This window comes from Archangium violaceum Cb vi76 (assembly GCF_000733295.1).
GTDB lineage: Bacteria > Myxococcota > Myxococcia > Myxococcales > Myxococcaceae > Archangium > Archangium violaceum.
On sequence record NZ_JPMI01000223.1, the window covers coordinates 1 to 26,287 of the forward strand.

The 26,287-nt window shown below is 68.2% G+C and carries 31 protein-coding genes; 19 read left to right on the top strand and 12 right to left on the bottom strand.

The window, feature by feature from the left end; all coding sequences use genetic code 11:
* Positions 1–78: 78 nt before the first annotated feature.
* The 8 genes from murQ to purM form a co-directional block, all read right to left on the bottom strand.
* Positions 79–993: an N-acetylmuramic acid 6-phosphate etherase gene (gene murQ, locus Q664_RS29860; RefSeq protein WP_326938754.1), complete on the bottom strand. Its 915-nt coding sequence runs from the start codon at positions 991–993 to the stop codon at positions 79–81.
* A gap of 11 nt (positions 994–1,004) precedes the next feature.
* Positions 1,005–1,196 carry a 50S ribosomal protein L28 gene (gene rpmB, locus Q664_RS29865; protein WP_043403428.1) on the bottom strand — a complete coding sequence of 64 codons (192 nt, stop codon included), beginning with the start codon at positions 1,194–1,196 and terminating at the stop codon, positions 1,005–1,007.
* A gap of 100 nt (positions 1,197–1,296) precedes the next feature.
* Positions 1,297–2,817, bottom strand: a complete 1,521-nt coding sequence (locus Q664_RS29870) for an NAD(P)-binding protein (RefSeq protein WP_043403430.1) — start codon at positions 2,815–2,817, stop codon at positions 1,297–1,299.
* An 82-nt stretch (positions 2,818–2,899) separates the two neighbouring features.
* Positions 2,900–3,661, bottom strand: a complete 762-nt coding sequence (locus Q664_RS29875; RefSeq protein ID WP_043403431.1) for an aspartate/glutamate leucyltransferase — start codon at positions 3,659–3,661, stop codon at positions 2,900–2,902.
* 90 nt (positions 3,662–3,751) lie between these two features.
* Positions 3,752–5,002, bottom strand: coding sequence for a S8 family serine peptidase (locus Q664_RS29880; protein ID WP_043403432.1), 1,251 nt, complete (start codon positions 5,000–5,002; stop codon positions 3,752–3,754).
* A 95-nt stretch (positions 5,003–5,097) separates the two neighbouring features.
* On the bottom strand, positions 5,098–5,577 hold the full coding sequence (locus Q664_RS29885) for a 2-thiouracil desulfurase family protein (protein WP_043403433.1): 480 nt from the start codon (positions 5,575–5,577) through the stop codon (positions 5,098–5,100).
* Positions 5,574–6,236 (bottom strand): phosphoribosylglycinamide formyltransferase, encoded by a 663-nt coding sequence (gene purN / locus Q664_RS29890; RefSeq protein WP_043403435.1) that lies wholly within the window; start codon positions 6,234–6,236, stop codon positions 5,574–5,576. Before purN ends, Q664_RS29885 begins: the two co-directional genes overlap by 4 nt.
* On the bottom strand, positions 6,233–7,270 hold the full coding sequence (gene purM / locus Q664_RS29895; protein WP_043403436.1) for a phosphoribosylformylglycinamidine cyclo-ligase: 1,038 nt from the start codon (positions 7,268–7,270) through the stop codon (positions 6,233–6,235). The genes purN and purM overlap by 4 nt, the downstream gene beginning before the upstream one ends.
* 200 nt (positions 7,271–7,470) lie before the next feature.
* Here purM and Q664_RS29900 point away from each other — a divergent pair, with 200 nt between their 5' ends.
* The 11 genes from Q664_RS29900 to Q664_RS29945 all read left to right on the top strand — a co-directional run bounded on the left by Q664_RS29900 (position 7,471) and on the right by Q664_RS29945 (position 18,026).
* Positions 7,471–8,121 carry a Crp/Fnr family transcriptional regulator gene (locus Q664_RS29900; RefSeq protein WP_043403437.1) on the top strand — a complete coding sequence of 217 codons (651 nt, stop codon included), beginning with the start codon at positions 7,471–7,473 and terminating at the stop codon, positions 8,119–8,121.
* 1 nt (position 8,122) lies between these two features.
* Positions 8,123–8,878, top strand: coding sequence for an MBL fold metallo-hydrolase (locus tag Q664_RS29905; protein WP_043403438.1), 756 nt, complete (start codon positions 8,123–8,125; stop codon positions 8,876–8,878).
* A gap of 40 nt (positions 8,879–8,918) precedes the next feature.
* Positions 8,919–9,764: an acetyl-CoA carboxylase, carboxyltransferase subunit beta gene (accD, locus tag Q664_RS29910; protein WP_043403439.1), complete on the top strand. Its 846-nt coding sequence runs from the start codon at positions 8,919–8,921 to the stop codon at positions 9,762–9,764.
* A 12-nt stretch (positions 9,765–9,776) separates the two neighbouring features.
* Positions 9,777–11,081 (top strand): bifunctional folylpolyglutamate synthase/dihydrofolate synthase, encoded by a 1,305-nt coding sequence (locus Q664_RS29915; protein WP_052518844.1) that lies wholly within the window; start codon positions 9,777–9,779, stop codon positions 11,079–11,081.
* 9 nt (positions 11,082–11,090) lie between these two features.
* Positions 11,091–12,368 (top strand): alpha/beta fold hydrolase, encoded by a 1,278-nt coding sequence (locus Q664_RS29920; RefSeq protein WP_043403441.1) that lies wholly within the window; start codon positions 11,091–11,093, stop codon positions 12,366–12,368.
* 260 nt (positions 12,369–12,628) lie between these two features.
* On the top strand, positions 12,629–14,113 hold the full coding sequence (locus Q664_RS62305; RefSeq protein WP_268811419.1) for an AMIN domain-containing protein: 1,485 nt from the start codon (positions 12,629–12,631) through the stop codon (positions 14,111–14,113).
* A gap of 391 nt (positions 14,114–14,504) precedes the next feature.
* A complete protein-coding gene (locus tag Q664_RS29930) occupies positions 14,505–14,855 on the top strand; it encodes a helix-turn-helix domain-containing protein (RefSeq protein WP_043403443.1) in 351 nt (116 codons plus the stop codon).
* 88 nt (positions 14,856–14,943) lie between these two features.
* Positions 14,944–16,488, top strand: coding sequence for an Ig-like domain-containing protein (locus Q664_RS29935; RefSeq protein ID WP_052518845.1), 1,545 nt, complete (start codon positions 14,944–14,946; stop codon positions 16,486–16,488).
* 92 nt (positions 16,489–16,580) lie between these two features.
* Positions 16,581–17,294, top strand: a complete 714-nt coding sequence (locus Q664_RS29940; RefSeq protein WP_043403444.1) for a TetR/AcrR family transcriptional regulator — start codon at positions 16,581–16,583, stop codon at positions 17,292–17,294.
* A complete protein-coding gene (locus tag Q664_RS62310; protein WP_268811420.1) occupies positions 17,237–17,605 on the top strand; it encodes an enoyl-CoA hydratase/isomerase family protein in 369 nt (122 codons plus the stop codon). Before Q664_RS29940 ends, Q664_RS62310 begins: the two co-directional genes overlap by 58 nt.
* Positions 17,511–18,026 carry an enoyl-CoA hydratase-related protein gene (locus Q664_RS29945; protein ID WP_268811421.1) on the top strand — a complete coding sequence of 172 codons (516 nt, stop codon included), beginning with the start codon at positions 17,511–17,513 and terminating at the stop codon, positions 18,024–18,026. Before Q664_RS62310 ends, Q664_RS29945 begins: the two co-directional genes overlap by 95 nt.
* A gap of 31 nt (positions 18,027–18,057) precedes the next feature.
* Here the strand turns inward: Q664_RS29945 and Q664_RS29950 are convergent, their stop codons facing one another.
* Complete coding sequence (locus tag Q664_RS29950) at positions 18,058–18,969, bottom strand: M23 family metallopeptidase (RefSeq protein ID WP_043403445.1); 912 nt, start codon at positions 18,967–18,969, stop codon at positions 18,058–18,060.
* Between the two features lie 239 nt (positions 18,970–19,208).
* On the opposite strand from Q664_RS29950, the gene Q664_RS29955 reads away from it, so the two are divergent.
* The 8 genes from Q664_RS29955 to Q664_RS52845 all read left to right on the top strand — a co-directional run bounded on the left by Q664_RS29955 (position 19,209) and on the right by Q664_RS52845 (position 23,017).
* Positions 19,209–19,673, top strand: a complete 465-nt coding sequence (locus tag Q664_RS29955; RefSeq protein ID WP_043403446.1) for a hypothetical protein — start codon at positions 19,209–19,211, stop codon at positions 19,671–19,673.
* 21 nt (positions 19,674–19,694) lie between these two features.
* Positions 19,695–20,459 carry an endonuclease/exonuclease/phosphatase family protein gene (locus Q664_RS29960; protein WP_043403447.1) on the top strand — a complete coding sequence of 255 codons (765 nt, stop codon included), beginning with the start codon at positions 19,695–19,697 and terminating at the stop codon, positions 20,457–20,459.
* Positions 20,460–20,591: 132 nt separating this feature from the next.
* Positions 20,592–21,035, top strand: coding sequence for a phage holin family protein (locus Q664_RS29965; protein ID WP_043403448.1), 444 nt, complete (start codon positions 20,592–20,594; stop codon positions 21,033–21,035).
* Complete coding sequence (locus tag Q664_RS29970) at positions 21,025–21,246, top strand: DUF3618 domain-containing protein (protein ID WP_043403449.1); 222 nt, start codon at positions 21,025–21,027, stop codon at positions 21,244–21,246. The genes Q664_RS29965 and Q664_RS29970 overlap by 11 nt, the downstream gene beginning before the upstream one ends.
* A gap of 51 nt (positions 21,247–21,297) precedes the next feature.
* Entirely contained in the window at positions 21,298–21,498 is a 201-nt protein-coding gene (locus tag Q664_RS29975; protein ID WP_043403450.1) for a hypothetical protein, read from the top strand.
* 37 nt (positions 21,499–21,535) lie between these two features.
* Positions 21,536–21,973 (top strand): hypothetical protein, encoded by a 438-nt coding sequence (locus Q664_RS29980; RefSeq protein ID WP_043403451.1) that lies wholly within the window; start codon positions 21,536–21,538, stop codon positions 21,971–21,973.
* Positions 21,974–22,013: 40 nt separating this feature from the next.
* Positions 22,014–22,295, top strand: a complete 282-nt coding sequence (locus Q664_RS29985; protein WP_043403452.1) for a YtxH domain-containing protein — start codon at positions 22,014–22,016, stop codon at positions 22,293–22,295.
* Between the two features lie 164 nt (positions 22,296–22,459).
* Positions 22,460–23,017 carry a hypothetical protein gene (locus tag Q664_RS52845; protein WP_052518846.1) on the top strand — a complete coding sequence of 186 codons (558 nt, stop codon included), beginning with the start codon at positions 22,460–22,462 and terminating at the stop codon, positions 23,015–23,017.
* A 23-nt stretch (positions 23,018–23,040) separates the two neighbouring features.
* Here the strand turns inward: Q664_RS52845 and Q664_RS59400 are convergent, their stop codons facing one another.
* The 3 genes from Q664_RS59400 to Q664_RS30000 all read right to left on the bottom strand — a co-directional run.
* Positions 23,041–23,184 carry a hypothetical protein gene (locus Q664_RS59400; RefSeq protein WP_160174527.1) on the bottom strand — a complete coding sequence of 48 codons (144 nt, stop codon included), beginning with the start codon at positions 23,182–23,184 and terminating at the stop codon, positions 23,041–23,043.
* Between the two features lie 8 nt (positions 23,185–23,192).
* Positions 23,193–24,065 carry a hypothetical protein gene (locus tag Q664_RS29995; RefSeq protein WP_043403453.1) on the bottom strand — a complete coding sequence of 291 codons (873 nt, stop codon included), beginning with the start codon at positions 24,063–24,065 and terminating at the stop codon, positions 23,193–23,195.
* Positions 24,066–24,116: 51 nt separating this feature from the next.
* Positions 24,117–26,287 (bottom strand): hypothetical protein (locus tag Q664_RS30000; RefSeq protein ID WP_043403454.1); only part of this gene is annotated, 2,171 nt, incomplete at its 5' end.

Consider the following 26,287-nt stretch of genomic DNA (forward strand, 5'->3'; position numbering starts at 1 on the left):
TCCCTCTCCCGGGGGGAGAGGGGTTGTTGGGGGGTGTGGAAGTTGGTGGGGTTGGTGGGGGTGGTTGGGTTGGTTGGATCAGGAATCGACCAGGTTTCGCAGGGTGGTTTGCTTCAGGCGGCGTTTCGCTTCCTTCGCGGTCAGCCCCGTGAAGTGCATCGCCAACGCCACCTTCACCTCGTGGCCGGCCTGCTCCAGCAATCGCTTCGCCGCCGCTGGCTCCAGGTCCGTCAGCTCCGCCACCATCCGCGCCGCCCGTGCCCGAAGCTTCTCGTTCGTGGGCCGCACGTCCACCATCCGTCCCCGGTACACCTTCCCCAGCGTCACGAAGGCCGTCGTGGTGAGCGCGTTCAGGATCAGTTTCGTCGCCGTGCCCGCCTTCAGCCTCGTGCTACCCGCCACCAGTTCCGGCCCCGTCTCGGCCAGCAGCACGTGGTCCGCCTTCGCCTTCGGGCCTGGCTGGTTGCAGCACACCAGCACCGTGCGCGCTTTCCGCCGCCGGGCCTCGTCCAGTGCGCCCAGCACGAAGGGCGTCCGGGCACTCGCGGAGATGCCACACACCACGTCCCGGGGACCCACGCGCAGCCGGACCATCGACGCGGCCCCGGCCTCGACGTCATCCTCCGCGCCCTCCACCGCGCGCGTCATCGCCCGGCGTCCACCGGCGATCACCGCTTGCACCTGGGAAGGGGAGGCTCCGAACGTGGGCGGGCACTCGCTCGCGTCGAGCACCCCGAGGCGTCCACTGGTGCCCGCGCCCACGTAGAGCAGGCGGCCGCCCGCCCGCAATGCATCCGCTGCGATTCGTGCCACTCTCGCGACTTCCGCGAGCGCGGGACGGACCGCACGGACGGCGGCTACGTCTTCTTCATGCAACCGGCGGACGATCTCCTCCGTGGAGACGAGGTCCAGATCTTCCGACCGGGGGTGCTGCCGCTCGCTGGGCGGAAGCGCGGTCTTCTTCGAACGCGATCTTCCCACCCGCGAGCTCACGACGGGCTGCCTCAGGCGGCCTTCGTCACCTTGCCCGCCTTGATGCAGCGGGTGCAGGCCAGCACGCGCTCCGTGCGCCCTTCGACGGACGCCCGGATCTTCTGCAGATTCGGGAGGGTCCGCTTCTTCGTCTTGTTGTTCGCGTGGCTGACGTTGTTGCCCACGAGCGGCCGCTTCCCGCAGATGTCACACTTCCAGGCCATGACTGCCAACTCCTTGAAAACAGGGACGAAATGAGAGCCCGCCCTAAGAGAGCGGCGGAACCTATCTACAAACCACCGGAAAATCCAGTCTGATCGGGCCTCAGCGTTTGAGGACCGCCTTCTTCTTCAGCATCTCCTGGATCAGGCGCACCGCCCGGGCTCCCGCCAGGAACTCTCCCTCGAGCCCCAGGCCAGGGAGGACCTCGCGCCCGGCCAGCAGCAGGTTCTTCGTGGGTGTGTGCTGCTTCAACCCCGTGACGCCCAGCACCGCTTCCGTGTCGAAGACGTAGTGCGGGTGGGGCATGAGCCGGCTGCCCCGCACCGCGCCGGCATCCAGGTAGGGGGCCGAGCGCAGCAGGCGCTTGTCCTTCGAGAAGGGCATCAGCGCGTCCAGGTGCGCGTCGATGCGCATCGCCAGCGACTGGAGGTAGCCCTCGCCCAGGTCTCGCACGCTGGCGGGCACGAAGCCTCCGGCGCAGACGACGCGCAGCGAGGGATCGTCCTTGCCCTCTGGCGTACGGGCGGGGTGCTGCTGGACGAGCAGGGGGCCGAGCTCGGCGTCCTGGGTGTCCATCAGCAACAGGTCGCCCATCCCGCGGGGCAGCGCCGCCTCGGGCAGCACCCAGTTCACCGCGAAGAGGAAGGACTTGAGGGTGGACAGGTCCAGATGCTCGCTCAGGCCCCGGTGCTTCTTGCGGTCCGTGATGAGCCGGCGCAGTGCCCCCGCGTCCGTGGCGGACACCAGGCACGAGGCCCGGTAGAGCGTGTCCGAGCGCAGCAGCTTGATCGCGGAGAAGCGGCCTCCCTCGAAGTGCAGCTCCTCCACCACGTAGGTGTCCGTGTTCTCGGGGCTGAGCAGGTCTCCGCCCAGATCCACGAGCCGCTCGAAGAGCAGCTTGCGCAGGCCAGCGCGGCCGCCCGGGTAGCGCCAGGGGGACTGCAGGGCCTGGGACAGGGGCCGTGTGCGCGCCAGGGGCGTGGAGGGTTGATCCAGGTGGACGACGAAGGGCAGCAGGCCCCGCAGCAGCTTGGAGGGCTCGTCCTCTCCCGCCAGCCGCGGTTCCGTCTGGAGCCCCGGGTGCTGGCCCACGCGCTTCTTGAGGTTCCAGGACTCCAGGATGCCGTCCGGGGGCAGCGGCGGGCCTTCCTTCAGGAAGGCGTCGGAGGGCTCGTGCTGGAGGGCCGTGGCGGTGAAGTCCGCGAGGATGCGCTCACCGTCGGCGTCGAACTCGCGCACCAGCTCGGCGCGCCGGCGGGCGGCGTCGGTGTGCAGGTCCACGCGATGGCGCGGCATCACCAACTGCAACTCGGGCGAGTGGGGCTGGAGGTTGCGCTGGAGGGCCGCGGTGAGCGACAGCTCGGTGAAGGCCTCCTCCACCGCCGGCATCGTCTTGAGGGCCGGGGCGATGAAGGGGGCGTAGGGCAGCACGAAGCCGTCATGCTCGTAGCCCGGCCCGGTCCCATCATGCTCCACCAGGAGCACGCTGTATCCCCGCCTGGCGAGCAGTGCCGCGGCGAGCGCTCCACCCAACTGGCTGCCCAGGACGATCACGTCATAGACGTGCCGGGAAGGTGCCGTGGTGGAGGGGAGCGGCTTGGATCTGGCGACTGGCGTCGACATTGCGGGGCGCACACTACACACGTTGCCGTGGGCCCGGCAGCGCTTTCCCGCTCCAGGGGTCCAAAAAGGGCCGGGAGCACCGCTATGGCGGGGGCTCCCCGGAGGGCTCCGGGGCGAGCCAGCGCGGGGACGCCTCTGGCTCGGGCCGGCCCTCGAGCAGCTCGTGGGGGCGGAACGTGCCCTTGTAACGCAGGGACGCGCACTCCTGGACACGGTAGCCGAGGTACACGTGGGAAATGCCGCGCGCCCGCGCCAGCTCCACCTGGAACACCACGTTGGCGGAGCCCGGCGAACAGCGCGCGTACGCCGGATCGAAGAAGAAGTACACCGCGCTCCAGGCGTTGGGCGTCTCGTCGCAGATGCCCAGGCCCACCAGCCGGGGTCCGCCCTCGGCGGTGTCGTCGTAGTAGGCCACCTCGCGCGCGGAGGGGTGGGGGAAGGCGAACTGGAGGAAGTAGTCGCGCATCCCGAGCGGTGAGGCGTCCCACTCGCGCGTCTGTTCCCGCTCGGCGTGCCAGGCGCGGTAGAGCGCCAGCCGGGTCTCGTCCACGCGAGGCGGGCCCACCTCCACGCGGAAGTGGGCGCACGCGGCCCGGGCCCGGCGCTGGCTGCGGTTGGGCTGGAAGGCGTCCGTGGGGATGCGCAGGGAGACGCACCGGTTGCATGCCTGGCACGCCGGCCGGAAGTACAGCGGGCCGAAGCGGCGCCACCCGCGCACGAGCATCCGCTCGTACTCCTCGGCCGTCACGTCCTGCATCACCAGTTGCTCGAGTGAGGCACTCTGTTCCGGCAGGTAGTTGCAGGGGCCGGGCGGCTCGACGGTATGTCCCAGGATGGTGGCCATGGCTTCCCCCTGGTTCCTGGGCGATGGCGGCCCTTCCGTCAAGCGGGATGGACGGGCCGTGCGGATGGCCGGAGGGCAGGCGGGCGGTGCCTACACCGCGCGCATGACGGGCAGGTCCTTCAGGAGCGAGAGGCGCGCCAGCGTCAGCGCCTTGTCCGGATCCAGGATGCCGTGGCCCTCCTCCTGAGAGGTGGCCGAGGTGTCCGTGGCGGCCTTGGCGAGGATGTCGCGGACCTCGTCGTTGGTGAGCTCGGGGTTGATGCGGCGCATCTCGGCGATGAGCGCCGTCACCTGGGGCGCGGCGAAGGACGTGCCGTTGGCCGTATCTCCCCCCGCGACCTCGATGTTCGTGCCGTCGATCGCCACGGTGACGAAGTCGCTCGGCGTGGAGAAGTCCGCGATCTGGTCCCGCTTGCCCCCGGTGGAGGCGGCCACCACGATGGTGTGCTCGTTGAAGAGCACCGAGTTGGCGAAGTCCCCGTCGTACTCGACGCCCATCTCATCCAGGGTGTCGAGGAAGTCTCCGGTGTTGCCGGCCGTCACCACGTGCAGGATGCCCGCGTCCTCCAGCTCCCCGGACAGCTTGTCGTAGCGCTTCTTGGAGGCGGCGATCTCCGGGCTGTTCTCGAAGACGCCGTCCACGCGGTCCACGAGCGCCTGGAGGATCTCCGTATCGGAGGCGCCTTCCTCCAGCCCCAGCTCCTGGGCGAGCTCGGCCTTGGCCTCCGGATCGTTGCGCACGTCACTCCACATCTCGTCGGCGATGCGCACCGGGCTGATGCTCTGGGACTGATTGATGACGGTGATGTCGTCCGGGTTGTCCAGGACGCCCTGCATGGCGTCCGAGGTGCTGTCGAGGAAGCTGGAGGTGCGCTGCTCGATGCGCTCGTCCAGGGAGGCGCCGGCGGGGGCCGAGCTGGAGCCCACGCCCACCGTGCGGATGTCATCGTCCGAGTACTCGCTGTTCTCATCCACGACGTGCTCCACGTCGTCGCCGTGGGTGGTGCCCGGACCGAAGGAGTCGAAGATGGCGATGTTGTCGTCGCCCGGGTTGAGGCGGGAGAGGAAGTCCTTCACCGCCTTGCCGCCGTCCGCCTGCGTGCTGGTGGTGGCGGCACGGGCCTCCACGGCGCGCTGCTGGAAGGAGCGCACGGCACTCGTGCCATCCGCTGCCTGGGACAGGCGCGCTCCCTGCTGCGCGGCCGTCTTGTCGAAGCGGCTCACCAGCACCTGGTTGGCGGGGGCCGCGGGCGCGGTGGCGGGCGAGCGAAGCGTCTGGGCCTGCGACGGCTCCGTGCGGACCTGGGGGCGAGGCGTGTTGCCAATCGACTTGAGCGACATGGGGGTCTCCGACGAAAACCGTTTTCCTGGTTATCGAGAAGAGCCGCACGGTTGTTGCGTCCGACACACCGGCGCACCGCGTCAGAGACCTGGCGTCACAGCTCCTCGTCGCTCACCACGATGAGCCCGGCCTGGGAGAGCAGGGCGGCCGTGACGCCCTGGCCCCGCACCACCGCGCCATCCACGTGGGTGCCCTGGGTGCCGCACGAGGGGCTGCGCTCCTTGAGTACCGCCACGCGCACCCCGAAGCGCCGCGCCGCCGCCAGCGCCAGCTCCGCGCCCAGGCGGAAGGCCTCCGTCCGGTCCTTCCCCGACTCCACCTCCGCCGCCCGGGCCCGGCCCGCCAGCACCTCCGCCCCCGCACCGCCCTTGAGCTCCACCGCCGGCCGCGGAATGCCCAGGCCCGCGCCCGTCTCCGGACACACGGGGACGACTTCCTTGCCCTCCAGCGCCCGCATCACCGGGCTCGAGCCCTTCGACTTGCCGTCGTACCGGCACGCCTCGCCCAGCAGGCACGCGCTCACCAGCACCACCGGCGCCTCGCGCAGCGCCGCCAGCCGCTCCTCGCGCGTCATCCCGGCTCCCCGGGGTTGCGCAGGCTCAGCTCGCCCACCGCCGGGCCCGCCGACGTCACCACGCGTCCGCCCTCCAGCCGCACCGCGCCCGTGGTCACCAGCTTCACCACCAGCGGGTACAGCCGGTGCTCCTCCTTCAGGATGCGCGCCGTGAGCGCCGCCTCGTCGTCTCCCGGCAGCACCGGCACCGCCGCCTGCGCGATGATGGGGCCCGTGTCCATGCCCGGGTCCACGAAGTGCACCGTGCACCCGGCCACCTTCACCCCGCGCTCCAGCGCCTGCCGCTGGGCATGCAGCCCGGTGAAGGCCGGCAGCAGCGAGGGGTGGATGTTCAGCACCCGCCCCGCGAAGTGCCCCAGGAAGTCCACGCCCAGCAGCCGCATGAAGCCCGCCAGGCACACCCACTCCACGCCCGCCGACACCAGCTTCTCCACCAGCGCCTTCTCGAAGTCCGCCCGCGCGCCGAAGGCCTTGTGCTCCAACACCACCGCCGGCACCCCGGCCTTCTTCGCACGCTCCAGCGCGAAGGCCGTGGGCACGTTGGACACCACCAGCGCCACCTCGGCCGGGAAGTCCGGCTTCGCGCACGCGTCGAGCAGGGCCTGCAGGTTGCTCCCACTGCCCGACACCAGCACGCCCAGCTTCGTCCGGCCGCTCATGCCTCGATGACCGCCGTGGCCTCGCCCTGGCCCGCCTCCACCCGGCCCACCTCCGCCGCCTCCACCCCGCGCCCCTTCAGCAGCGCCAGCGCCGCCGGCACGTCCTCCTTCGCCACCACCGCGATGAGCCCCAGGCCCATGTTGAAGGTGTCGTACATCTCCTTGCGCTCGACTCCTCCCAGCTTCTGGATGAGCTCGAAGATGGCCGGCCGCTTCCACGTCTTCTCGTCCAGCACCGCCCGCGTCCCGTCCGGCAGGCACCGCGGCAGGTTGCCCGGAATCCCGCTGCCCGTGATGTGCGCGAAGCCCTTCACCTTCACCGCCTTCGCCAGCGCCAGCGCGTCCTTCACGTAGATGCGCGTGGGCTCCAGCAGCGCGTCCGCCAGCGGCCGATCCAGGCCCTCGGGCACCGCGTCCAGCTTCAGCTTCGCGTCCTCCAGCAGCACCTTGCGCGCCAGCGAGTAGCCGTTGGAGTGCAGGCCGGAGGAGGGGAGCCCGATGAGCGCGTCGCCCGGCGCCACGCTCTTTCCGTCGATGATCTCCGAGCGCTCCACCACGCCCACGCAGAAGCCGGCCAGGTCGTACTCGCCCCGCGCGTAGAAGCCCGGCATCTCCGCCGTCTCCCCGCCCAGCAGCGCGCACCCCGCCTGCTCACACCCCTGGGCAATCCCCTTCACCACCTCGGCCGCGGCGTCCACCTCCAGCCGGCCCGTGGCGAAGTAGTCCAGGAAGAAGAGCGGCTCGGCCCCACAGGTGAGGATGTCGTTCACCGACATGGCCACCAGGTCGATTCCCACCGTGCCATGCCGGCCCGCCTGGAAGGCCACCTTCAGCTTGGTGCCCACCCCGTCCGTCCCCGCCACCAGCACCGGCTCGCGGTACTTCCCGGGTGGCAGGGCGAACAGTCCCCCGAAACCTCCCACCCCGGCCACCACCTCGGGCCGCATCGTCCGCGCCGCATAGGGCTTGATGCGCTCGACGAACGCATCGCCCGCCTCGATGTCCACTCCCGCCTGCTTGTAGGTCGTTCCCACGGCCGGGCCTTCTATCGGCTTCTCCCTCTGCTTGTCTCGGCCGGAAGCACCCCGGGTGTCACATTCGCGTCGTCCTGGACGGCGGCTCTCCCCTGGGCACCCAGGCGGGTGGGCGCCTGGACGACACCCCAGGTCCACAAGGCATCAATTTCCGGTCGGAATTTGACCCTGTCGATGGGGACGGCTTAACTCGCCCTGCGATGGGCGCCGAGGAAACCCTCTTTCAACGTTTCGGCAAGGAATTCCCGAAGGGCACCGTCCTCTTTCGAGAGGGCGAGCCTGGCAAGGAGATGTTCGTCATTCAGTCGGGACGAATCGCCATCTCCAAGCGAGTGCGGGACGTGGAGAAGGTGCTGGCGGTGCTCGGTCCGGGCGAGTTCTTCGGCGAGATGGCCATCATCTCCAACAAGCCTCGCAACGCCTCGGCCAGCGTGAGCGAGGACGCCAAGCTCCTGGTGATCGATCCCAAGACGTTCGAGGGGATGATCCGCGGCAACGCGGAGATCGCCGTGCGGATGATCAAGAAGCTGGCGGAGCGGCTGTCCGAGGCGGACGCGCAGATCGAGAATCTGCTGCACGCGGACCCGGCCAGCCGGGTGGTGCACCACATCCTCCAGGTGTGCCAGACGCGCGGACGGCCCACGGAGGAAGGCGTGGAGATCGAGCTGGTGGTGCGCGAGCTGCCCCGGCAGATCGGCGTGGGCGAGCCGGCCATCCGCAACATGCTGGACCGTCTGGAGCGGGCCGGCCTGGTGGATCGCTCCGGTGACAGACTCACCGTGTATGACACGGCCCGGGTCCACGACTTCCTCCAATACCTGGAGATGAAGTGGAAGTTCGGAGAGCTCTAGCGTGAAGCTCCAGGTCCTCGGCTGCCATGGCGGTGAGCTTCCCTCGTGCCGCACCACGTGCTTCCTGGTGGATGACGTGCTCGCGCTGGACGCGGGCTCGCTCACCAGCACGTTGTCGCTGGAGCAGCTCTGCAAGGTGGACGACATCCTCGTCGGCCACAGCCACTTCGACCATGTGAAGGATCTGCCGCTGATGGCGGATCTGATCATCGGCCGGCGGGACAAGCCGGTCACCATCCATGCCTCGCGCGAGTGCGCCCGTGCGCTGCGCGAGAACATGTTCAACAACGCGCTCTGGCCGGACTTCACGCGCATCCCCACGCGCAAGGAGCCGGTGCTGCGCATCAAGCCCTTCCGGGCCGGCAGCACCTTCCAGGTGGGTCCGTACACGGTGCAGTCCATCCCCGTGCACCACCCGGTGGAGTCCTGTGGCTTCGTGATCACCCGCGGCCGCACCTCCATGGCCATGAGCGGGGACACCGGGCCCACCGACAAGCTGTGGAAGGTGCTCAACCAGACGCCCACCCTCAAGGCGCTCCTGGTGGAGACGAGCTTCCCCAACGCACTGCATCAACTGGCCGATGTCTCCGGTCACCTCACGCCGAAGATGCTCGAGGACGAGCTGACCAAGTTCCAGCGCAACGGCTGCAACGTGCTCGTCTACCACCTCAAGCCGGCCTTCCTTGCCCAGTTGAAGAAGGAGCTGGGGACCATGCCGGTGGAGGTCCTCGAGCTGGGGGATACCTTCGAGTTCTGAGGCTTGACGGGCCCCGGGCAGTGGGATTAACCGCCCATCCATGGCCTGGTTCTCCAAGAAGCCCCGTATCGCCACCGCCCCCGAGCCCATCGAAGCCCCCAGCCGCATGCAGGGGCTCTGGGCCAAGTGCGAGAGCTGCGACGAGATCATCTACCGGCAGGAGCTGGAGAAGAACCTCAACGTCTGCCCCCACTGCGAGCACCACCTTCCCTGGACGGCGCGCGCCCGCCTGGCGTCCCTGTTGGACCCCGACAGCTTCGAGGAGTTCGACAAGGAGCTGGAGCCGCAGGATCCGCTCGGGTTCTCCGACTCGAAGAAGTACAAGGACCGGCTGCGCTCCACCCGCAAGGCGCTCGGCGAGAACGACGCCTTCATCTCCGGTGTGGGCCGCATCGAGGGCAAGCCGGTGTCCATCGGCTGCTTCGTCTTCGAGTTCATGGGCGGCTCCATGGGCTCGGTGGTGGGCGAGAAGGTCACCCGCATCTTCGAGCGCGCCCATGAGCTGAAGTGCCCGGCCATCGTGTTCTCCGCCTCGGGCGGCGCGCGCATGCAGGAGGGCATCTTCTCCCTCATGCAGATGGCCAAGACGAGCGCGGCCATCGCCCGCTTCCGCAACGTGGGCAAGCCCTACATCTCCGTGCTGCTCCACCCCACCACCGGCGGCGTGGCGGCCTCCTTCTCGTGGCTGGGCGACATCATCCTCGCCGAGCCCAAGGCCCTCATCGGTTTCGCCGGCCCGCGCGTGATCGAGCAGACCATCCGCCAGAAGCTCCCCGAGGGCTTCCAGCGCTCCGAGTTCCTCGTCGAGCACGGGATGATCGACGCCATCGTGCATCGCAAGGAGCTGCGCGCGAAGCTGGGCCAGCTCGTCACACTGCTCGGCTAGTCCCCGCGAGACATGACGCTGCCCCGGACGCCGGCGGAGGCCCTGGAGTTCTTCTCCCGGCTCAGCCCCTCCAGCATCAAGCTCGGCCTCGAGCGCGTCCAGGATGCCCTGGAGGCGCTCGGCCACCCCGAGCGCCACTACCCCGCGCTCCACGTCGCGGGCACCAATGGCAAGGGCAGCACCTGCGCCTTCTCCTCCGCCGTGCTCCACGCCGCGGGCCACCGGGTGGGGCTCTACACCTCGCCCCACCTGGTGCGCGTCAACGAGCGCATCCGCGTGAACGGGGAGGAGATCTCCGACGAGGTGTTCGGCCAGCGGATCCTCGAGGTGCTCGAGCGGCACCCGGACGCGGCCACCTCGCTCACGTACTTCGAGTTCGGCACCGTGGTGGCCTTCTGGCACTTCGCCCGCGAGGCCGTGGACGTGGCGGTGGTGGAGGTGGGCCTCGGCGGGCGGCTGGATGCCACGAGCGCGTGCCAGCCACTCGTCACCGCCATCACCGCGGTGTCCTTCGATCACATGGAGTACCTGGGCAACACCCTGGAGGCCATCGCCGGGGAGAAGGCCGGCATCCTCAAGCCGGGTGTGCCCGTGGTGGTGAGCCGCCAGGAACCCGAGGCCCTCGCCGCCATCGAGCGCAGGGCAGGGGAGGTGGGGGCGCCCCTGCTGCTCGAGGGCCGTGACTTCTCCTTGGAGCCGCGTCCGGACGGCCGCCTCGCCTACGAGGGACCGGGCCTCTCGCTCGAGGGCTTCACCCTGGGCCTCCGAGGCGAGCATCAGCGGCAGAACGCCGCGGTGGCACTCGCCTGCCTGGAGCAGCTCGCCTCGCGCGGTGTCTCCGTCTCCCCGGAGGCCCTGCGGGCGGGACTCGCCGGGGCTCGCTGGCCCGGACGCCTGGAAGAGCTGGGCGGCTCGCCCCCCGTGCTGCTGGATGGCGCTCACAACCCCGCCGGAGTGCAAGTGCTGCTCGCGGGCCTGCGCTCCTTGTACCCGGGCCGTAAGGTACATTGCGTATTCGGCGTCGTGGCCGACAAGGACCGCGGCCCGATGCTGCGTGCACTCCTGCCAAGCTGTACGTCGGTCCATCTCACGCCGCTCGATACCCCTCGCTCGCTGGCCCCGGAGCGCTACCTCGACGAGGCTCGTGCATTGTGTGCGGACGTGTGCGCCTGGCCATCGCTGGACGCGGCCCTGGCAGGCGCACGCGCTCGCGCCGCTCCGGCGGACGTCATCCTGTGCACCGGTTCACTGTTCCTGGTGGGTTCCGTACGCGCCAGGCTCGGCGGAAACCTTGGCGCGTTGCATCACAGTTCGTAGATTCAAGGCATGCGCTTGCCGGATTGGAGAGCGGCGACTCCAACGGGTCCCCATACACCGACGGTCGATGAGCTCGACTTCCGGTCGCTGTATCAGAAGACGAAGTACGTGGTGGAGACGGCCGATGGCTGGTCTCTCGTCATCACCCGCTATCGCCCCGTCAAGCAGCCCTTCGCGCAGCCCCTGTTCGGTGAGCCCCTGCTGTTGGTGCACGGTTTCTCACAGAACCGGCACGCGTGGACGAGCGGCCAGTTCGTGAAGAACCTGCTCTTCTTCGGGGTGGACATCCACATCCTGGAGCTGCGCGGGCACGGCAAGAGCTCCATCGAGTTCCAGAAGGAGCGCGCCGCGCGCTTCCGCCGCCCGCTGCCGCAGGACCTGGACTACGGCTGGGACATCGACAGCTACTTCCTCTATGACCTGCCGGCGGCCGTGTCGGGGGTCAAGCGCATCACCCGGCGCGAGCGCATCTTCTACTGCGGCCACTCCATGGGCGGGATGCTCGGGTACGGCTACGCCGGCATCCACGACGACTTCGAGGGCCTCATCACCATTGGCTCTCCAGCGGACCTGGGCCGGGGCATCGCGGCGCTGCGCGTGCTGGCCCTGGGCACTCCGTTGCTGGGCGCGGCCATCGACATGGGGATCGCCGGCCTCAACCTGGAGGAGCGTGTCGGGCACACCGGGCGGATGCTGCTCGCGCGCGGGGCCTCCGCCGTCAACGAGAAGCTGGCCCGGTGGTTCGAGCCCAAGGACGGGCCCCAACAACGCAGCTTCCACTACATCCCGGTGGATGACTGGCTGAAGTTCGCGGAGAAGCAGCTCGCCCGGGCCGAGGACCATCCCGTCTTCAACCGCCTCACCACCCGCATCAACCGGTTGAGCAATCCCGCCCGCGTCAGCTCCAAGGACGTGCGCTGGCTGCTGCGCGAGGGCGGGGAGCGCGAGCCTCGCAAGGTGGTGGAGCAGTTCGCCAGGTGGATCCGCCGCGGGGAGATGGTCTGCTACCGCACCGGCTTCGACTTCAAGCGGGGCTTCTCGAAGATCCACATCCCCATGGCCATCATCTTCGGGGACATGGATCCGCTGGCCTCGGTGGAGTCCACCCGGAGCGTGTACCACGCGGCCCAGAGCGAATACCTGCTGTGGCGGCCGGTGAAGGGCAACAGCCACATCGAGCTGACGATGGGGCACGACATCCGGCAGATCTGCTACGACATCAAGAACCTCATCGAGTACTCGCGCACCCACCGCACCCGCAAGCCGGCGCTGCCCCGGTTGCGCTGAGCGCGGTCCGGCTAGGAGAGGGGCTGTCTTCCGATGGCTTCACTGGTAGACGTCTATCAGCGAAGGCATACATTTGCCTACATCGCTAGTAGACGTCTACCAGTGCCACCAACCGACCCGGTGAACCGAATTCCGGGGTGTGGACGTTCCAGGCTGGAAGTACGCGGCCGGATGGCCATTTTTAGAGCACGAACCACACGCTCGTGGCGGGATTGCTGGAAAATTGGAGCCCTGGCACCGCGTGCTAGCTTCGAGACGCAATGCGTCCGTTCGAAGGGAAGTCGCCGATGAAGGCCATCCTGGTTGTGGTGCTTGCCTGTGTGATGGTGCCCACCCTGGCCCTGGCGCAGGAAGGGCAGGCCCCGGGCAATCTCAACACCATCACGGGCGTCAACGTGACGGGCGGCCGGGTGGAGATCGTGGGCACGAAGAAGCCCAACTTCACCACCTTCACCATGACGGATCCGCCCCGCCTCGTCATCGACATCTCCGAGGCCGTCTTCTCCGGTGTGAAGGAGGAGATCGCCGTGGGCAATGGCACCATCACCGGTATCCGCACGGCCAGCTACGGCTCGGACGAGTCGTCGATCGCCCGGGTGCTCATCGGCTACGAGCGGGAGGTGGAGACGGACATCCAGGCCTCCGGCAACACGTTGGTGGTGACCATCGCGGGCAGTGGAGGCACGGCCGTGGCGGAGCGGCCTGGCGCGACGGCTCCAGCGGGAACGGCTCCGGCGACGACGCCCGGTACCACCGCGGAGCAGGCGGCCGTGGCGGCGCGGACGGACCGCCAGCAGCAAGAGAATGCGGCGGCCCAGTCCACCGCGGCGGCGCAGGACCGCCAGCAGCAGGAGAAGGCGGCGGCCCAGTCCACCGCGGCGGCCCAGGCGGAGCGCCAGCAGCAGGAGAAGGCGGCGGCCCAGGCCGCGGCGGCGGCCCAGGCGGAGGCCGAGGCCCAGCGGCAGGCCCAGGCCCGGGCGGAGGCCGATCGCAAGGCGCAGGAGGAGGCCGCGAAGGTGGCGGCCCAGCAGGCCCAACAGGCCGAGCAGCGGCGTCTCCAGGAGGAGCGGGCGGCGAAGGAGGCCGCCGCGGCCGCGGAGAAGAAGCGCCAGCAGGACGAGGCTCGCGCCGCCGCCGAGGCGAAGAAGCAGCAGGCCGCCGAGGAGAAGGCTCGCCGTGAGTCGGAGGCCCAGGCCGCGGCCGCGGAGAAGAAGCGCCAGCAGGACGAGGCCCGCGCCGCCGCCGAGGCGAAGAAGCAGCAGGCCGCCGAGGAGCGGGAGGCGAAGCTCGAGGAGGCCCGTGCCGCCGCCGAGGAGCGCCGGCGTCAGCAGGCCGAGGCGCGCCAGGCCCGCGTCGCCCAGGCGGAGCGGCCTCGCCAGGCGCCCGCGCAGGGAGACAGCGCGGACGTCTCCTCGCGCAGCAAGGTCATGACGCTGGTGGGTTTCAGGCCCGCCCCCTCGGGCTCGCGCGTCTTCGTGCGCACCAACGAGCCCGTCAGCTACAACGTCACCGAGGGGAACAAGGAAGTGGTGCTGGAGCTGGAGAACACCCGCATCTCCGAGTCCAACAACACCCGCTCGCTGAACACCTCCTTCTTCGACACGGCGGTGGTCTCGGTGGACGCGGACCCGGGTCCCTCTCGCACGGTTCGTGTCGCCATCAAGCTCAAGGAGCAGGTGCAGTTCGAGACGCGCCAGAACGGCAACGAGGTCTCCATCGAGTTCCAGAGCCCCTCCAGCCGCTGAGCTCCCATAAGGGCTTTCACTGAGCAGGCGTGCGTGGGCTCGGATACCAGCTCCCCAGTCTGAAATTTTTGCCTGAAGCGCCTGCTCCCACGCGCCCTCAACGGCCGCACGGCCGATGACGCACCGCGGGTATGAACGTGGGGCTCGGCTTTGGACTCGGGATGCGATACGAGTTCGTTACACACCGCCACAAGCTCGCGGCGAGTTCTTCCTCCTATTTTCATAGGGACGGCGGGATTCGATAAGGGGGCGGGCGTGTCCGGGCTTTGGAGTGAACCGCATGGTTACGGAGCGTGGGGACGTTCGGAACCGGGAGGCAGGAATCCCGGCCGCGTGTGCGTGGTTCTTCACTCCTTGACTGGATTTCCCCCTGAGGAGGACGAGGTCTTTCGTGTCGGAACTCGGCAAACGTATCGGACAGCGTATTCGTGAACTTCGCACCCAGCGCCCGGAGCGTTGGACGCAGGAGGAACTCGCGGAGCGGGCGCAAATCAGCGTTTCCTTCCTCTCGATGATTGAGCGGGGAGAGCGCGTTGCGCATGTGGAAACCCTTGCCGCCCTGGCCTTGGCCCTGGGCGTGAGCCTGGGCGAACTCTTCGCGGGAACGGAGGAGACGCCGGCGCAGACGGAGGATTTGTTGCGGCCGTTGTCGGACTTCGCTCGCGCGAGGGGCCTGACCGCCCGGGATGTCGACCGCCTGCTGGGCGTGGCCCGGGCCATGTTCAACGGCTCCGCGGCCTGACCCAGGCAGCCCTGAAAAGGCCGCTGTCCTTGACTGGACGCATCTGAGACCGGGAAGATGGAAGTCCTCTTCTAAGGAGTCTTCTCAGATGCGTCTGGGTCTCGTCGTCTGCATGGCGATCGCGAGTGGGATGCTCGCGGCATGCCAGCCCTCACTCCCGGCCACGCTGGAGTTCGTGGATCAATCGCCCCTTCAGCCCAAGCTGGGGGAGATCACCACGCTGCGCTTCCGCGCGATCGACTCTCGTGGTCAGCCACAACCGGGTGTGCGGATCGTCTTCGAGACGCAGGCGCCCGTCTCGGGGGTCGAAATCAATCCCCCGGAGTCCACCACCGACGTCGGCAGCGGCATCGCCTCCACCCAGGTGGTGGCCAAGGGCGGACGCGTGTCCTCCGTGGTGGTGATCGCCCGGGTGGAGGACCTGTCGGTGACCAGTCCCGCGGTCACCTTCGCGGGCTCCGCTTCCAACTCCCGCCAGTTCACGTTCCAGTGCGGCTCCATCGCCGGCAATGGCTCCGGTGGTATTCACTCCATTGGCGCCTACGACGAGACGCGGCACCTCATCGCGGGCGTGAAGGTGAACTGCATCGCCCACGTGGCCGACCGCAACGGTGACGGTATCGCCGGGGCGCAGGTGTCCTTCCTCACCGAGGCCGGCACCATCGGCCCCAGCGCCACCAGCGTCACCGACGTGGTGGGCAATGCCCAGGTCATCTACAAGACCTCGCTGCCGATGCCCGACGACGTGACCCCGGGCACCTTCTCGTGGACCCCGCTCAACGACGAGACCCACACCGGCGAGTACATCGCGCCGCTGTGGATGCACCCGTTCACGTGGCAGGACGATCCCATCACCGGCTACCTCGCGGAGCCCACCCTCCAGGAGCCGCGCCGGCCGGATCCCATCCGTCCGGGCAAGGAGAACAACCCCCGCGACAACCTGGTCAGCATGATCGCCGTCACCACGGGCGAGGAGGCCTTCGACGACCTCAACAACAACGGCGTGCGCGACGCGGAGGAGCCCTACGTCGACCTGACCGAGCCCTTCGTCGACAACAACGACAACGGCACGTGGGATGCCAAGGAGCGCTACGTCGACGCCAACGGCAATGGCAAGTGGGACGGCAAGAACGGCAAGTACGATCCCATCACGCTCATCTGGGTCCAGGAGCGCATCATCTGGACGGGCTGGCCGCATGACCTGGACCGGGGCATCACCTCGCGCAACCCCAAGGCCGTCGTGCGCCAGCTGGTGCCGGCGCCGACCGGCACCCCGCCCCGGAACGTCCGCAACATGCTGAAGTTCGACGCGTACGTCGCCTCGTTCCTGCTGGCGGATCCCTGGTTCAACAGCATCGCCCGCAACGGCGAGGCGGATGGCTGCGAGAACGGCTCGGTGGGCCCGGTGGAGGTGACCACCTTCCTCAAGGGCCAGGCCTTCACCTACCCGCCCGTCACGCTCATGTCCTACGCGGTGAAGGACGTGCGCGATCCCGCCGCCAACCCCCCGGCGCCGGACTACCCCCGGCCCATCGCCTACTCGGTGACCGCGCCGTGCGCCTTCACCGCCTCGCCGGAGCAGGGTCACGTGGTCGTCGTGAACTCGCCCACCGTCGAGGGCACCATTCAGTAGGCGGCCCGGCAAGGGCATTGACCCCGGGCCCCTGCATCCGTAGCGTCCTCCCCGGCTGATTGGCGAATCAACCGGCCGGGGAGAGACACCGCGTGAGTCAGCGGCAGAGCAAGTCGGAGGCGGCAGGGAACCGGGAGAGTGAGCGACGCCGCACCATCCTGCGCGCGGCGATCGACGTGTTCGCGCGCAAGGGCTACCACGGGTGCCGCATCGCGGACGTGGCGCGAGAGGCGGGCGTGGCCTACGGGCTCGTCTACCACTACTTCAAGAACAAGGACGAGCTGCTGGAGACCGTCGTCGAGACGGGGTGGAGCGGTTTCGTCTCGCGGATGCGCGCGGTGGCCGAGGACGAGGGCAACTCGCTCGAGCAGAAGGTGCGCGGCATCGCGGACGTGGCCTTCGAGGCCTACCGGGTGGACCCGCGCGCGGTGAAGGTGCTCATCCTCGAGGTGGCCCGCAGCCCCGCGGGTACCCAGGTCGTCAGCCGGCAGCAGGCCTATCTGGACACCATCCGCATGGCCGCGGACATGTTCGCGCGCGCCCAGGCCACTGGAGAGCTGCGCGCGGACCTGGATCCCATGCTGTGCGCCTCCCTGCTCTTCGGCGCCATCGAGCTGGGCCTCACCGCCTTCGTGTCCGGCTTGATGGAGGACCGCAGCCCCGAGGCGCTGGAGCGCGCCAAGCTGCAGATCGCCGAGTCCTTCCTTCGCGGCGTCATCCCCGGCGCCGCCACGTCCGCGGAGGCAGCATGGAAGCAGGAGAAGGTGTCGTCCGGTACCAGGCCCAAGGCGGGCAAGCGCTCCTGACCCTTGATCGGCCGAAGGCGCGCAACGCGCTCTCGCCCGAGGTGTTGCGGGAGTTGATGGCCGCGCTGGACCGCGCCGAGGCGGATGCCGCCGTGCGCGTGGTGGTGCTCACCGGCGCTGGCGAGAAGGTGTTCTGCGCCGGGGGAGACCTCGGGCAGAGTGGGGGGGGAGGGAGGTTTTCTCGCCACCCACGAGGGCCGCCGTGCCTATGGCCGGTTGCTGCTGCGGCTCCAGGACGTGCGCAAGCCCACGGTGGCGCGCGTCAACGGACACGCGCTCGCGGGCGGGCTGGGACTGGTGCTCGCGTGTGATCTGGCCGTGGCCGCCGAGCACGCCGAGCTGGGCACGCCGGAGATCGACGTGGGGCTCTTCCCCATGATGATGATGGCGCTGCTGCAGCGGCACGTGGGCCGCAAGCGGGCGCTGGAGATGGTGCTGACGGGCGAGCGGGTGCCAGCGCGTGACGCGCTCGCGCTGGGGCTGCTCAACCGGGTGGTGCCCGCGGCGGGGCTGGACGCGGTGGTGGAGGGGCTCGTGGGGAAGCTGGCGGGCAAGAGCCAGGCGGTGTTGGCGCTCGGGCGCCGCGCCTTCTTCACCGCCGAGGACATGCCCCTGCCCGCCGCGATGGAGTACCTGTCCTCGCAGCTGTCCCTCAACGTGCTGGCCGAGGACGCCGCCGAGGGGATCTCCGCCTTCATGGAGAAGCGGCCCCCGAAGTGGAACGATCGCTGACGGCTACCCGCTGACGGCTACCCGCTGACGGCTACTCCTTGTCGCGCTGGGTGACGGCGGGGGCGGGCTCGCCGGTGAAGTCGAGCTTGAGCAGCGTCTCGCCGTCCACCCACATGTCATCCACCTTCACGCCCCAGTGGAGGTGGGGGCCGGTGACGCGGCCGGTGGCGCCCACCTTGCCGAGCAGCTGGCCGCGCTCCACGCGCTCGCCGTCCTTCACGTCCATGGCGGACAGGTGGAAGTAGGCCGTGTAGAGGCCCGCGCCGTGGTGCACGAGCACCGTGTTGCCCGAGGCGTACGCATCGCGCGACATCACCACCGTGCCCGCGTTGGCCGCGTACACGGGCGTGCCCGTGGCACCGCGGATGTCCGTGCCGTAGTGCTGGCTCTGCTTCTTGCCGTTGTAGGTGCGCAGATCTCCATAGGGCGCGGTGATTTTGTCCTGGCGCGGCCAGGCGAAGTTGTCCTTGAAGACGGGCGCGGCGAAGGCCTGCGCGAAGGCGGCGGCGAAGGCGGCCTTGTCCGCCTCCATGCGCGCCTGCACCTCCGGCGCGGGCTTCTTCACGGTGAACTTCCTGGCCACCTTCAGCGTGCGCGAGGGCCAGCCCGCGGCCACCACGTCCAGCGTGCCCGTGAGCTCCATGGGCGCGACGAGACCCTGGGCGGGCACCGCCACCTTCACCGGCACCGGGCCCGGGGTCAGCTCCACCGGAAGACCGGTGAGGGCCTGGAAGCCCTCGCGCGTCGGATAGAAGCGCAGGGGGCGCTCTCCGAGTGTCCCGGTGGGAACCTGGGTGAGGCCACGCACGGTGACGAGCACCGGGTCCCCCGGACGGGCCAGGGCGGGCTGAAGGGAGAGAAGGGGACGCTCCTCGGCGGCGAGAGCGGACAGGCCGAGGGCCAGCAGGAGGAACGGAAGCCTTCTGAGCGGGGCGATGTGCACGGTCGCGAGATATGCGTGCGGGAGGGGGAGGCGTCAACGAATGCCGACAGCGCCAACCCCCCAAATGTCCGACGTGTGGCTGTCAGCGCCGCTTGCCGGAGGGAGGGAGGGCGCATGCTCCGCTCTTCGAGGAGCAGGCGGACGGGCGGGCCCATGGTGAGCTTCGAAGTTCCCTCCGCTCGCATGGCTTCCTAGCTTGCGCGTCATCCGTTTTCTGTTTCTGAGGGGGAGATAATCGGATGCCGCGCAACTTTCGTTTCGAGCACTTCAACGCACCCAAGACGTCGACTCCGGCCCGTGGGGTGCGCCGCCGGGACAAGCAGGCCTTGTCCGCGCGGCACGCGGTGGAGCGCCGATCCGACAAGGAGATCCACTACGGCCGCAGCCATGCGGAAACGGAGGAGATGTTCCAGGTACGCGCCATGAACGCGCAGCTCGAGGCGCTGGCGGGGTTGTCGGCCAACGCGCCGGTGAAGCCCACCGCCACCCACCGGGGCCAGCCCATCGGCGCGCTGCCGGTGGCCGAGGAGCCCACGGTGATGTCGCGCGCGGCGCTGCGGGACGTGCTCGACGAGGCCCTGCGTCAGTTCCGCGCCCTCCAGTCGGGCATCCAGGACGCCACCCGGGCCACGGGGCGGCTGCTGTCGCTGCCCATGGAAGCGGCCCGTCTCGCCGCGCAGCGCATCCGGCTCGTGCAGGGCTAGTCGCCCGGGAGCAGGCCACCCGTGGAGCTCACGCTCGTCTCCTATAACATCCACAGTGGCATCGGGACGGATGGCCGGTTCGATCTGAACCGCGTGGGGGACGTGTTGCGCGAGGTGAACGCGGACGTCATCGCCCTGCAGGAAGTGGGGGACTACCGGGGCGTGACACCCCGCGAGGATCAGCCCGAGCACCTGGCGGACCTGCTCGGGCTGCACATGGCCTTCGGGCCCAACGTGGTCCGCAATGGGCGCCGCTATGGCAACGCCATCCTCTCGCGGCTGCCCATCCTCAAGTCGAAGAACTATGACCTGAGCGTGCCCCGCCGCGAGCCCCGGGGCGCCCTGCGCTGTGACCTGGACCTGGGCAAGGGCCGGCAGCTCCACGTCTTCTGCCTGCACCTGGGCCTGAGCATGAGCGAGCGCCGCCGCCAGGAGGCCCTGCTGCTGTCCGCCGACATCCTCGGCGACGCCGTGCGGAATGATCCGGTCGTCGTGTGTGGAGACTTCAACTATTGGGGCCCCGGCGCGGTGCCCGGGCTGGTGCGCCAGGCCATCCACGACGTGGCCCTGGAGCTGGGCACCCGGGTGCGCACCTACCACTCCCGCCTGCCGATGCTCCGGTTGGATCGCATCTACGTGGACTCGGGCGTGAAGCCGTTGTCCCTCCAGGCCCACCGCACTCCGCTCTCGGCGGTGGCCTCGGATCATCTTCCCCTGGTGATGCGCTTCGAGGCGCCCATGGAAGCCCGGCCCCCCCTCTCGGCACCGGTGGAGCTCATCGGCTAGCCTGGGGCCTCCGGTCCGTTGGATGGCCGACGCTGACGAACGCCGGACAGATTCCTTCGTGACAGGGTTGTCGCGGAGAAAGGGAGGATCCTACGTTGGGACCTCCGAATGAGAGCGACGGCTGGGGAGCAGATGGGCTTGGGCACCGAACAAACGGAGCGCGGATTGAGCGTGCTCCTCGGGCGCTTGACGGATGGTTTCAGCAGACTGGTGACGCAGCACCTCACGCTGGCGCGCGTGGAGATGATGGAGGACGCGCGCGTCATGGGCTCGAATGTGGCGCGCATCGCCGCCTTCGTGCCCTTCGTGCTGGTGGGCTACGCCTTCCTGTGCGCGGCGCTGTCCGCCTTCCTGGCCCGGTGGATCGGCTGGGACGGCTCGCTCGCGCTGGTGGGCGCCGTCAACCTCGTGGGCGGAGGCGTGGGCATCGCGCGCGCCGCCTCGCGGCTCAAGTCCTTGCAGCTCATGGACGATACCTCCCAGGAGCTCAACCGCAGTGTGACGGCGCTCGCGCAGACCCCGGCTCCGGCGGTCCAGCCCGCGACCCTTCCCCAGGAGGCCAACCATGGCCGCTGACGGCAAGGCACGCGTCGTGCCCCAGACGTCCGAGCAGATCCGCGCGGAGATCGAGCGCACCCGCGCCGAGCTGGCCCTGTCCGTGGGCGAGCTGCGCCAGGAGGTGGCGCGGCGCACGGACTGGCGTCAGTGGGTGCTCGAGCGGCCCTACACGTGCGTGGGGGCGGCTTTTTTCGTCGGTTTCCTCATCGGCAATAGCCAAAGGCGCTGAGACGCCCCATCTTCGCAACCACCCTTCAACACCCGAGAGGAGACGGTTCCCATGGACGTCAATTCGCAGCAGCTGCAGGACAAGGCCCGCCAGCTCCAGGAGAACCTCCTGCCGCAGCTCGACGAGGCACGGCGCAACCTGGAGGACATGAACACGCGCGCGGTGAGCTTCATCCGCGCCAACCCGGGCACCTGCCTGCTGGGCGCCGTGGCCGTGGGCTTCATCATCGGGCGGATCGCCTCGCGCCGCTGAGCCCGTCACCGTTTTCTCGACGCATCGGAGTTCCAACATGACGACCTTCCAGAGCAACCCGGGCAATGGTGGCCCGTCCTCCAACGGCACCCAGGCGCAGGGCAATGAGGGGCAGGACGGCTTCGGCCATCGGGTGGACCGGATCGGCTCGGACGCGCAGCAGCTGTGGGACGACGCGCGCGGCGCGGTGACGGATCTGCAGGACACGTTGGACATCAAGGGCCGCGTGGATCGCAATCCATACCTGATGATGGCCGCGGCCCTGGGTGTGGGCTACGTGCTCGGCGGTGGGCTCTTCACGCGCACCACGGGACGGCTGCTGCGGCTGGGCGTGCGCCTGGCGGCGCTGCCCATGGTCAAGGACGAGCTCATCGGCATGGCCGAGGCGGCGCTGCGGGGCGTCGAGACGGGCGCCCGCATGGCCGGGACCGGCAATGCCGGTGGTTCGGATCGCCCCCAGGGTTCCCAGGTGTGATTGACTGGCCTTCCCACCCGCCGCACATGGAGTGCCCGAGATGTTCAGCGCCAAGGATCTCAAGGATCTGAAGAAGATGGACAGGGACGATCTGCTCGAGCTGATCGGCCTCGAGACGAAGAAGGACCCCACGGACTGGCTGTTGCCCGCGCTGGGCGCCTTCTCCGTGGGCATGCTGGTGGGCGCGGGCCTCGGCCTGCTGATGGCGCCCAAGCCCGGTGCCGAGCTGCGCGGTGACCTGCGCACCCGGCTGCAGGGCGGGGACACGCTGTCCAACGGCACCGGCCAGCAGCGCCCCGAGCCCGTGTCTCGCGGCGCCTGAGTCCATGGTTCGTGCTCCGCCCGTGACCCGGGCGGCCATCGAGGGGCGATCCGCTCGGACCGGGTCGCCCCTTCGGCTTTCCAGCGACTGCCTTGCTGCTCGCTCGTTCCCCTCGCTATCCTCGAGGCGCCGCCTTGAGGGGGGCGCTCAGGCGAGGAGGGGTGATGCAGAGGACATGGCGTTTCCGGCGCGGAACCGAGGAGATCGTCATCATCCGAGCATGGGACGCCCGGCCGGAGGATGAGGCCTTCGTCGTGCCTCGTTTTTCAGTCCTCGATTGCCTGCGGCATGCCCTTCGTAACCGCTCGGAGTGGAGCACCCTGCTGTCCCTCCACGAAGAGCTGACGGGTAGCACGCCCTTCCTGGTGAATGCGGCGCAGATGGATGCGGTTGCCGCGTCTGTCTCGAGGGCGATTGAAAGTGGAACCCTCGTCGCCCTCCGGCGTCCCCCGCCTCGCTTCGTTCACGGCGTTCTACCCGCCACGAAGGGGGACAGAGGCGCGCCACCCCCGTCCACAGCCGACGAGCTTGAGACGAGCTGGGTGGAGGTGGAACTCTTGAGCGAGGACAACCCACCCAGACCGATGGCCCACGCGCGCTATCGCATCGAACTCCCGGACGCTTCCGTGCGCGAGGGAAAGCTCGATGGCAACGGCAGGGTCCGCCTCGAGGACATTCCCGCGGGCACCTGCAAGGTCTCCTTTCCGGACCTCGCTCAGTGAGCGCGGGTCTTCCCGTGTGAGCATCAACTCGAGAAGAGGAACGGCCGCTTCTTGATGATGATCTTCAGGGTGGAGCCCGTCCGGGTCTGCACTCCCTTGGTACTCAGCTTCTTGCGTGTCTCCTTGACGGTCTTCTTTTCGGAGGACTGGGTCTTCGATTGGGACATGGCTTGACCTACTCTCCAATGCGGTGTTCGCCGATCCAGGCCTGCTGCTCGGTGTTGGCTCCTTCAGGACCGGCGGCGATGACCATGCGGTCCGCCGCGATGAAGCTCACGGCCAGCGTGGTCTCGGCCGTCGTTTCATCATTGAGTTCCTGGGTCACCTTCTCTGGAAGCTGAAAGGCGATGGGCGTGAAGCCTCCCCGCGCATCCACGAGGAACCCGTAATCAAGGAGCCTTGTCTTGGATTCGAGCTTTTCTCCCTGTGGATCCAGAGGGGTGGTGACTTTGTCCAGCATCTGGAGCCACAGCAGTTTGCCCGGGTAACCCTCCAGGGCCCTCAGTGTCATCCGCACGGGTTTCACCTTGTGCATGTAATCGGGGGTCCAGGGTTGCTGGGTGATGAGCGGACCGTAGACCGCCAGCTTTCCACCCTGTTCGCGCAGCAGCATCCATCCCTGCTTGCCGCCGCGGGGTTCGTCAGGGTTGGACAGTTGGCCCAGGATGAAGCGCCCCAGACCCTCGTCTTCGGCGCGTGAGGAGGGATGCCAGTAGGATTTCAGGTTCTGTGCGCTGGTATCCCATCCTTCATCCTGGGCATGAGCCCGGATGAAGGCTTCTTCGCTGGCAACGGTGCGCGGCTTCAGGGCCGGGACTCGCTGCAGTGGGCGGACGGCGGCCCCAGGGAGGGACTGTCCGGAAGCCTCCGTGGCCGGGCTGCCGGCATCCGTCGGGCGCGAGGAGGTGACGGCGCCTGCATCGGTCTGGGTTGGGGAGGGGCCAGCATCCTGGGCCGCCACCGGGGAGAACTGGGATGACTCGGGCTTGCAGGCCAGAATCAGGAGTGCGCACGTCAGGCGCCCCATCCGTTGCCAGGATTGGATCATCTTCGCTCTCATATGCGGGTGAGCCTTCCATCTTTCTCCGCTGGGATGAACTCAGCGGGAGTGCTTGAGAAAGTCGTGCATGTACCTGGATGCGGAATGACTGCCCGTCTTCGCCTTGATGTCGTTGACGTTGTCGTAGCCAATCTTCTGGGCGAGGGCGTCGTCCAGATCCTCGGCGCACAGAACGATGAAGGCGGCACGCGCTTCCGGATCCCACATGTTGCTGTCGTTGCGCAGGCTGATGATCTCCTTGATCATCTCATACTCGTCGTCCTCGGTGATGCTCGAGGTGTTCAGGGTGGTGTTGTTCGCCAGCCCCAGGGCGTTCTTGACGGCTTTCACCCAGATGGTTTTGGCCGCGCCCGGCAGGTTGATGTGGACATCGAGCAGGAGGGAGAGGGACAGTTCCATCTTGTAGACGTCGGAGAGCTTCACGGGCGTACCGCCAAAATTCGCGGTGAGCCCCTTGACGATGTTGATCCGGTTGAACCCGTGGGTGAGGAAGTGGCGGCGGAACTCCGTGTCCTCCATCGCCTTCACGCAGCGGTAGGCCCAGATGAAGTCGCGCAGGACCTGTTTCTCCGCGGCGGACTTGAGGACCCTGCCATCGAGCTTGACGTGTCCATAGACCAGTTCCCCCGGATTATCGTCTACCTCGGTGACATCCAACTTGTACTGGCCGAAGTACTTCTGGAACAACTCGGGGGCGTGGGTCTTGACGTAATGCAGCGCCCCTTGCAACTCCCCCTTGGCGTTGGGCTTTCCCACCGTCTGCTGCATGGGGCCGAAAGACAGGAACGCGGAGTCGTAGGTGTTGAGGGCCTCCAGGGCCCCTTCGCTGTGCCAGATCGCGGCCCAGATGCGTTTCTCGCTAGCGCTCAGGGTGGGGATGCCGGGGGCCGTCGCCGGGGAGATCAGTGCTTCGTATAGATCCGTCTCCCCCATGTTTCCGATGCCTTCACAGTTCTGGAGCGTCTGTCCACGGCCCAGCAGCCAGTCCGGCTTGCCAATCTCATACACCCAGACACGCTCCTGGCTCGGGATGTTGATGTCAGCGGGTCCGATGACCACGTACTCCTTGTTGGTGCGCTTGACGAAGAAGATGGGAGGCGCCGGCAGGTGTGCATCGATGTATTCCATCGCGGCGAGGGGATGGTAGTGGTAGAGGAGCGCCTTTCCCTCGGTCCGTGCGGGGAGGGGGACTCCCTTGGACTCGCACTCGCGCCACCAGGAGTACCGGTTGGCGCTCTCCTGCGCCTCGGATCCGAAGTCGAATTCGTCGACCCAGGCCTGATTGCTGGAGGCCATCGTCTTCCAGTCGATGGACCAGAAAGACGTGTTTCGGGTGATGCTGTTGCGCAGGAGCTTGCGGTCTGAATGTGAAAGCGAGTGAAAGTACGAGCGCACATCGTCGAAATCGACGAAGCCGGAACTGTCCCATCCCAGGCGCTGCAGGAACGTGGCGATCCGGCCCGTGGGGCTGATCTTCTTCAACAGGGTGTCATACTCGCACAACACGTCATCGTCCGTGTCGTCCTGCACCAGATGCCAGGAGGGCATGTCGTCGGAGGCGATGAAGTTGGATGAGGCGAAGAGCTCGAGGTGGATGCCGTACGTGTTCAGGAAGGTGAGTTCCGAGAGACGCGCGGGCTTGATGAGGCCCGCGTGCCCCAGGATCTCTCCGGACTCGATGGGGTAGTCGAGCCTGGCGCATCCCCCGGCCCGGAGCGCATGGACCTGCTCGGTGAAGGTGGGGATGTCCACCAGACGGTTTCCTGTGTCATAGACCCAGACGGAGGTGAGATTCTTCGAAGGGACATTCACCTCTTGGTAGTTGCCCCGTCTGCCAGCGCACCGTTCGACGATGGTTCCCTTGGGGAGAACGGTGACGACGTCACCCTTGAGCCACTTCCCGTTGTTGCCTTCCGTAGGCGCGGTGCGGGAGTTGAGTCCCTTCTGGTCTCCCGTGCCATCCTCCGCGATGTTGACCCGGGCGAGCACACCGGTCAGGGGCGTGCCCGAAGACATGAAGGGCAGGAAGCTCTGCAGCCAGGGGACGTCCGTCATCTCGGAAGGCTGACAGTCCAGGTGCATATACAGCGTGTAGAACTGGATGTCTCGCGTCTGCCAATTGCTGGGATCTTTTTCGGCCGGATTTTTCAGCAGGCTCATGTCGTGCTGGACGAGCGCGAAGCGTGGGCTGCCGAAAGGATACTTCTCAT

What these genes read in the sequence shown, in the direction of transcription:
- rpmB (WP_043403428.1), bottom strand. Translation starts at nt 1,196, where the DNA reads ATGGCCTGGAAGTGTGACATCTGCGGGAAGCGGCCGCTCGTGGGCAAC.
- Q664_RS29870 (WP_043403430.1), bottom strand. Translation starts at nt 2,817, where the DNA reads ATGTCGACGCCAGTCGCCAGATCCAAGCCGCTCCCCTCCACCACGGCA.
- Q664_RS29875 (WP_043403431.1), bottom strand. Translation starts at nt 3,661, where the DNA reads ATGGCCACCATCCTGGGACATACCGTCGAGCCGCCCGGCCCCTGCAAC.
- Q664_RS29880 (WP_043403432.1), bottom strand. Translation starts at nt 5,002, where the DNA reads ATGTCGCTCAAGTCGATTGGCAACACGCCTCGCCCCCAGGTCCGCACG.
- Q664_RS29885 (WP_043403433.1), bottom strand. Translation starts at nt 5,577, where the DNA reads ATGACGCGCGAGGAGCGGCTGGCGGCGCTGCGCGAGGCGCCGGTGGTG.
- purN (WP_043403435.1), bottom strand. Translation starts at nt 6,236, where the DNA reads ATGAGCGGCCGGACGAAGCTGGGCGTGCTGGTGTCGGGCAGTGGGAGC.
- Q664_RS29900 (WP_043403437.1), top strand. Translation starts at nt 7,471, where the DNA reads ATGGGCGCCGAGGAAACCCTCTTTCAACGTTTCGGCAAGGAATTCCCG.
- accD (WP_043403439.1), top strand. Translation starts at nt 8,919, where the DNA reads ATGGCCTGGTTCTCCAAGAAGCCCCGTATCGCCACCGCCCCCGAGCCC.
- Q664_RS29915 (WP_052518844.1), top strand. Translation starts at nt 9,777, where the DNA reads ATGACGCTGCCCCGGACGCCGGCGGAGGCCCTGGAGTTCTTCTCCCGG.
- Q664_RS29920 (WP_043403441.1), top strand. Translation starts at nt 11,091, where the DNA reads ATGCGCTTGCCGGATTGGAGAGCGGCGACTCCAACGGGTCCCCATACA.
- Q664_RS62305 (WP_268811419.1), top strand. Translation starts at nt 12,629, where the DNA reads ATGCGTCCGTTCGAAGGGAAGTCGCCGATGAAGGCCATCCTGGTTGTG.
- Q664_RS29935 (WP_052518845.1), top strand. Translation starts at nt 14,944, where the DNA reads ATGCGTCTGGGTCTCGTCGTCTGCATGGCGATCGCGAGTGGGATGCTC.
- Q664_RS62310 (WP_268811420.1), top strand. Translation starts at nt 17,237, where the DNA reads ATGGAAGCAGGAGAAGGTGTCGTCCGGTACCAGGCCCAAGGCGGGCAA.
- Q664_RS29955 (WP_043403446.1), top strand. Translation starts at nt 19,209, where the DNA reads ATGCCGCGCAACTTTCGTTTCGAGCACTTCAACGCACCCAAGACGTCG.
- Q664_RS29965 (WP_043403448.1), top strand. Translation starts at nt 20,592, where the DNA reads ATGGGCTTGGGCACCGAACAAACGGAGCGCGGATTGAGCGTGCTCCTC.
- Q664_RS29970 (WP_043403449.1), top strand. Translation starts at nt 21,025, where the DNA reads ATGGCCGCTGACGGCAAGGCACGCGTCGTGCCCCAGACGTCCGAGCAG.
- Q664_RS29975 (WP_043403450.1), top strand. Translation starts at nt 21,298, where the DNA reads ATGGACGTCAATTCGCAGCAGCTGCAGGACAAGGCCCGCCAGCTCCAG.
- Q664_RS29980 (WP_043403451.1), top strand. Translation starts at nt 21,536, where the DNA reads ATGACGACCTTCCAGAGCAACCCGGGCAATGGTGGCCCGTCCTCCAAC.
- Q664_RS29985 (WP_043403452.1), top strand. Translation starts at nt 22,014, where the DNA reads ATGTTCAGCGCCAAGGATCTCAAGGATCTGAAGAAGATGGACAGGGAC.
- Q664_RS52845 (WP_052518846.1), top strand. Translation starts at nt 22,460, where the DNA reads ATGCAGAGGACATGGCGTTTCCGGCGCGGAACCGAGGAGATCGTCATC.
- Q664_RS59400 (WP_160174527.1), bottom strand. Translation starts at nt 23,184, where the DNA reads ATGTCCCAATCGAAGACCCAGTCCTCCGAAAAGAAGACCGTCAAGGAG.
- Q664_RS29995 (WP_043403453.1), bottom strand. Translation starts at nt 24,065, where the DNA reads ATGATCCAATCCTGGCAACGGATGGGGCGCCTGACGTGCGCACTCCTG.